We start from the raw sequence: 5,000 nt of genomic DNA, 5'->3' as shown, positions 1-5,000 counted from the left end.
CATACCAGAGTCTACTTGTCCTATCATCGCAGATCATCTAAGCATTATGCGGATTATCGGTAACTTAATGAAAAATGCAATTTATTACGGAAAGGATGGGAAAACAATAGGAGTCGAACTGCTAGAAGCTGATGCAGAATACAAACTTCATATTTGGGATCAAGGCCCTGGTATTCCAAAACATGATTTACAAAACATATTTGAGCGAATGTACCGAAGCGAACAATCAAGAAACTCTTCATTTGGTGGTAGCGGTCTCGGACTCTCCATTTCTAAAGCACTCGTTGAAAAAAATGGTGGGCATATATGGGTTGAAAGTACTCCATGGAAACGAACTACTTTTGGCTTTTCTATTCCAAAACACAATACTTTTAAGAAATAGTTAAGAAATGATTAATATGCAGTTAAGCCTTCCTTTTTATGATGTAAGTAAGAACTTATAGAAAGCAGGTGTCTCCTATAAATACAATTATAAAAACGACTAACCTTACTAAAGTATATGGCAATCAAAAATCAGTAGATAATTTAAATATTAATGTTCAACAAGGAGAGATTTATGGCTTCATAGGCCGCAACGGTGCTGGTAAAACAACAACCATTCGTATGCTGCTTAGTCTTATAAAACCTACAAGTGGAACGATTGAAATATTCGGAGAGAACTTATTCCAAAATCAAAAAGATATTTTAAGCAGAATTGGTTCTATAGTTGAAGTTCCAGGATTTTATGAAAACTTAACTGCAAAAGAAAACCTACTAATTAATGCAAAGATAATTGGGGTTCACAAAAAGAATGCTATCGAAGAAGCATTAGAAATAGTAGGCTTGCAGCATGAGACAAAAAAGTTAGTAGGAAAGTATTCTTTAGGAATGAAGCAACGCTTAGGAATTGCACGCGCTCTTCTCCATTATCCTGAGCTACTCATATTAGATGAACCAACTAACGGACTAGACCCTATTGGTATTAAAGAAATACGAAAACTTATTCATTCTTTAGCTCAAGAAAGAAATATAACAATACTCATTTCTAGTCACATATTAGCCGAGATAGAACAGTTGGTCGATCGTATCGGAATTATTCATGAAGGAAAGTTACTAGAAGAGGTTTCTCTTGATACGCTGCGCAAAGCAAACCGTAAGTACATAGAGTTTCAAGTGAATAATGACGATAAAGCTGTGATGTTATTAGAAAATCATCTTCAAATTTTTGATTATGAAGTACATGATGAAGGAAATATTCGTATTTACTCTCATTTTGGACAACAAGGATACATAAACAGAACATTTGTTCTTAATGATATTGAAGTATTAAAAATGATGATAAGCGAAGATAGACTAGAAGATTATTTCACCAAACTAGTTGGAGGTGGAACAATTGGTTAATCTACTCTATACAGAACTCTTAAAACTAAAACGCTCTAATATGTTTTTAATTAGCATTATTGGTGCTGGTGTCGCACCTTTCTTAGTTGTAGTAGCCTCTTATATACATATAAAAACAAAACAGCCTACTCCAACTATTTGGTTCCATCAATTATTCACTGACGTTAACTTATATACTACTTTAGTTATAGGATTCCCCTTATATGGAGTAGTGGTTGCATATTTGCTTACCCGTGAATATGCAGAAGATACACTTAAAAATTTACTAACTATCCCCGTGTCGCGCATTAGCTTTATTATAAGTAAATTCATCATTCTCTTTCTTTGGATTATGATGCTAACTTTAGTCGCTTGGGCACTTACTTTAATATTAGGGCTATTGGGGAACTTCCCTGGCTTTAACATTTCTTTACTTTTAGGTTCTTTCCTAGAATTTTTAATATGTGGTGGACTTCTCTTTCTATTGTCTTCACCTATTGTGCTACTAACTCTTGTAATGAAGAGCTATGTACCGCCCATTATATTAACAGTCATTATTACAATGACTAATCTTATGCTCGTAAACTCCAAGCATAAAGATTTATTCCCGTGGACCGCTACTCTAGATATCGCAAATAACGAATTACAACCGACATATCCACCAGAGTATTCTTATATCATCATTGCAGTAACGACAATTTCCGGATTTATTGCAACACTATTCTATTTTAAAAAAGTAGACATTCATTAATTTGTAGGAGTGAAACTATGAGCGATATCATTATTGCCTTCATACTCGGTATTGTAGAAGGATTAGCTGAATTTTTACCTATATCCTCTACTGGCCATCTTATATTAGTCGGGCATTTATTAGGCTTTGAGGGAGAAAGAGCGAAAACGTTTGAAATTGTTATTCAGCTAGGCGCAATTTTAGCCATTGCAATTTTATATCATAAACGTCTCGTTTCTTTATGTAATATTAAGCCTCTTCTACAGAAAGAAAAAAAATTCAACGCGTTCCATGTATTTCTTGGCGTATTTCCGGCAGTGGTTGCTGGTTTGCTACTACATGATATTATTAAAACATACTTATTCCAGCCATACACTGTTGTGATTGGACTTGTAGCAGGTGCAATTCTTATGCTCTTTGCAGAAGTAAAAAAGAAAGAGGCAGCAGCCTATTCACTGGACGATTTAACATACCGCCAAGCTTTAACAATCGGATTATTTCAGTGCTTAGCAGTATACCCTGGCTTCTCTAGAGCTGGCTCTACTATCTCTGGAGGTCTATTAGCAAAAGTAAATTATAAGACTGCATCTGAATTCTCTTTTCTAATAGCTCTTCCTGTAATGATTGGGGCTACAGGCTTAGACTTACTAAAAAGTTGGAAGTATTTAAGTGTCGATGACATCCCTATGTTTGCGGTAGGATTCATTACCTCTTTTATAGTAGCGATGCTAGCGGTAGTAACTTTTCTAAAGCTTTTAGAGAAGATAGGTTTAAAACCTTTTGCGTACTATCGTATTTTGTTGGCTATCTTATTTACGCTTTTCGTATTGCTATAGATTCATATAAGTCACATATTATTAAACTGAGATTCAATTTAGAATATCAGTTTTTTCATCTATTTTAACTCTAGTATTACTCACTTCAATATGGCATAGTGATAATAAACTACCATTCATAATCTGAACGTTCTTTAAGTAACTACATCCTTTATCATAAAATGCAATTGGAAAATTAAAGATTCCATATATGTACAGAACATATTTACAAACTATATTCACTCCACATAGTATCTTTTTAATTTGCAACACACCGCTACAACTTTTAAATGAGTACAAAGACATACTAAATAAGTAAGTAAATTTCCTAGGAATTATAAAGAGACTAAATATGAATTAGAGTGAGGTAACGATAAAAATGAATCAATTAGCACAGACATATTGGGATACTTATTGGGGAAACAACAAAAAACCAGAATCTGTTACAGCTTGGCAATTTGGGGATGCCCCTAATTATCTTGCACAACTAGTAATTGACGGTATTAAAACCGCTACATGCTCCGGTCACATTTTTTATGAATTAGAACATGAATCACTACCGACTACTATTGATTATAGTATTATACTCAATAGTAATGATGAACCTGTAGCTATTATTAAGACAATAGAAGTAACTGTAACACCAATGAATGAAGTAAGCGAAGAATTCGCTATCGCTGAAGGCGAAGGAGATCGTACTTATAATTACTGGAGAGACACCCATGTTCGTTTTTTTACAAAGGAACTAAATGAGCTTGGTCTTAATTTCTCTGAAGATATGTTACTCGTCTGTGAGCGTTTTGAACTTGTTGATGTGAACAATAAAGTGAAATTTTAATAAACTGAGATTTACCAGCCATTCTTATTTTTATAAAACACAAAAAAGACGAGTCATTCTGACTCGTCTTAAAGTTGCTTGGCGACGTCCTACTCTCACAGGGACAAGGTCCCAACTACCATCGGCGCTAGAGAGCTTAACTTCCGTGTTCGGTATGGGAACGGGTGTGACCTCTCTGCCATCATCACCAAACTATTGAAGGCATATTCCTTCAAAACTAGATAACATTGCTACATATTATATGGTTAAGTCCTCGATCTATTAGTATTCGTCAGCTCCACATGTCACCATGCTTCCACCTCGAACCTATCAACCTGATCATCTTTCAGGGATCTTACTAGCTTACGCTATGGGAAATCTCATCTTGAGGGGGGCTTCATGCTTAGATGCTTTCAGCACTTATCCCTTCCGCACATAGCTACCCAGCTATGCCCTTGGCAGAACAACTGGTACACCAGCGGTGCGTCCATCCCGGTCCTCTCGTACTAAGGACAGCTCCTCTCAAATTTCCTACGCCCACGACGGATAGGGACCGAACTGTCTCACGACGTTCTGAACCCAGCTCGCGTACCGCTTTAATGGGCGAACAGCCCAACCCTTGGGACCGACTACAGCCCCAGGATGCGATGAGCCGACATCGAGGTGCCAAACCTCCCCGTCGATGTGGACTCTTGGGGGAGATAAGCCTGTTATCCCCGGGGTAGCTTTTATCCGTTGAGCGATGGCCCTTCCATGCGGAACCACCGGATCACTAAGCCCGACTTTCGTCCCTGCTCGACTTGTAGGTCTCGCAGTCAAGCTCCCTTATGCCTTTGCACTCTACGAATGATTTCCAACCATTCTGAGGGAACCTTTGGGCGCCTCCGTTACACTTTAGGAGGCGACCGCCCCAGTCAAACTGCCCACCTGACACTGTCTCCCGGGTCGATAAGACCCGTAGGTTAGAATTTCAATACAGTCAGGGCGGTATCCCACCAGCGCCTCCACCGAAGCTAGCGCTCCGGTTTCAATGGCTCCCGCCTATCCTGTACAAACTGTACCAAAATTCAATATCAGGCTACAGTAAAGCTCCACGGGGTCTTTCCGTCCTGTCGCGGGTAACCTGCATCTTCACAGGTACTATAATTTCACCGAGTCTCTGGTTGAGACAGTGCCCAAATCGTTACACCTTTCGTGCGGGTCGGAACTTACCCGACAAGGAATTTCGCTACCTTAGGACCGTTATAGTTACGGCCGCCGTTTACTGGGGCTTCAGTTC

Annotated in this window: 5 protein-coding genes and 2 rRNA genes (2 of these 7 cut by a window edge); 5 read left to right on the top strand and 2 right to left on the bottom strand. The window is 38.3% G+C overall.

Annotated features, from left to right (window positions below; all coding sequences use genetic code 11):
* From MHB52_RS01680 to MHB52_RS01660, 5 genes are all read left to right on the top strand, one after another.
* Nucleotides 1-382 carry the final stretch of a sensor histidine kinase gene (locus MHB52_RS01680; RefSeq protein WP_061663392.1) on the top strand. 632 nt of this gene lie to the left of the window's left edge, so the window shows 382 of its 1,014 coding nt (coding positions 633-1,014); its start codon lies beyond the left edge, outside the window; its stop codon occupies nucleotides 380-382.
* A 68-nt stretch (nucleotides 383-450) separates the two neighbouring features.
* Entirely contained in the window at nucleotides 451-1,380 is a 930-nt protein-coding gene (locus MHB52_RS01675; protein ID WP_000074577.1) for an ABC transporter ATP-binding protein, read from the top strand.
* Nucleotides 1,373-2,110, top strand: coding sequence for an ABC transporter permease (locus tag MHB52_RS01670; protein WP_000247716.1), 738 nt, complete (start codon nucleotides 1,373-1,375; stop codon nucleotides 2,108-2,110). The genes MHB52_RS01675 and MHB52_RS01670 overlap by 8 nt, the downstream gene beginning before the upstream one ends.
* A 17-nt stretch (nucleotides 2,111-2,127) precedes the next feature.
* Nucleotides 2,128-2,925 (top strand): undecaprenyl-diphosphate phosphatase UppP, encoded by a 798-nt coding sequence (gene uppP, locus MHB52_RS01665; protein WP_001279960.1) that lies wholly within the window; start codon nucleotides 2,128-2,130, stop codon nucleotides 2,923-2,925.
* A gap of 358 nt (nucleotides 2,926-3,283) precedes the next feature.
* Entirely contained in the window at nucleotides 3,284-3,742 is a 459-nt protein-coding gene (locus MHB52_RS01660; RefSeq protein ID WP_001072418.1) for an ASCH domain-containing protein, read from the top strand.
* Between the two features lie 76 nt (nucleotides 3,743-3,818).
* On the opposite strand, the gene rrf is transcribed toward MHB52_RS01660, so the two are convergent.
* Both rrf and MHB52_RS01650 read right to left on the bottom strand, forming a co-directional pair.
* Nucleotides 3,819-3,934: ribosomal RNA gene (gene rrf / locus MHB52_RS01655) — 5S ribosomal RNA — on the bottom strand.
* A 49-nt stretch (nucleotides 3,935-3,983) separates the two neighbouring features.
* Nucleotides 3,984-5,000 (bottom strand): 23S ribosomal RNA (locus MHB52_RS01650) (it continues 1,906 nt past the right edge of the window).

Origin of the sequence: Bacillus sp. FSL K6-0073 (assembly GCF_038006085.1) — a bacterium.
Lineage (GTDB): Bacteria > Bacillota > Bacilli > Bacillales > Bacillaceae_G > Bacillus_A > Bacillus_A cereus.
Note: the sequence above shows the minus strand (reverse complement) of the source record. Positions and strands in the feature narration are given on the sequence as shown.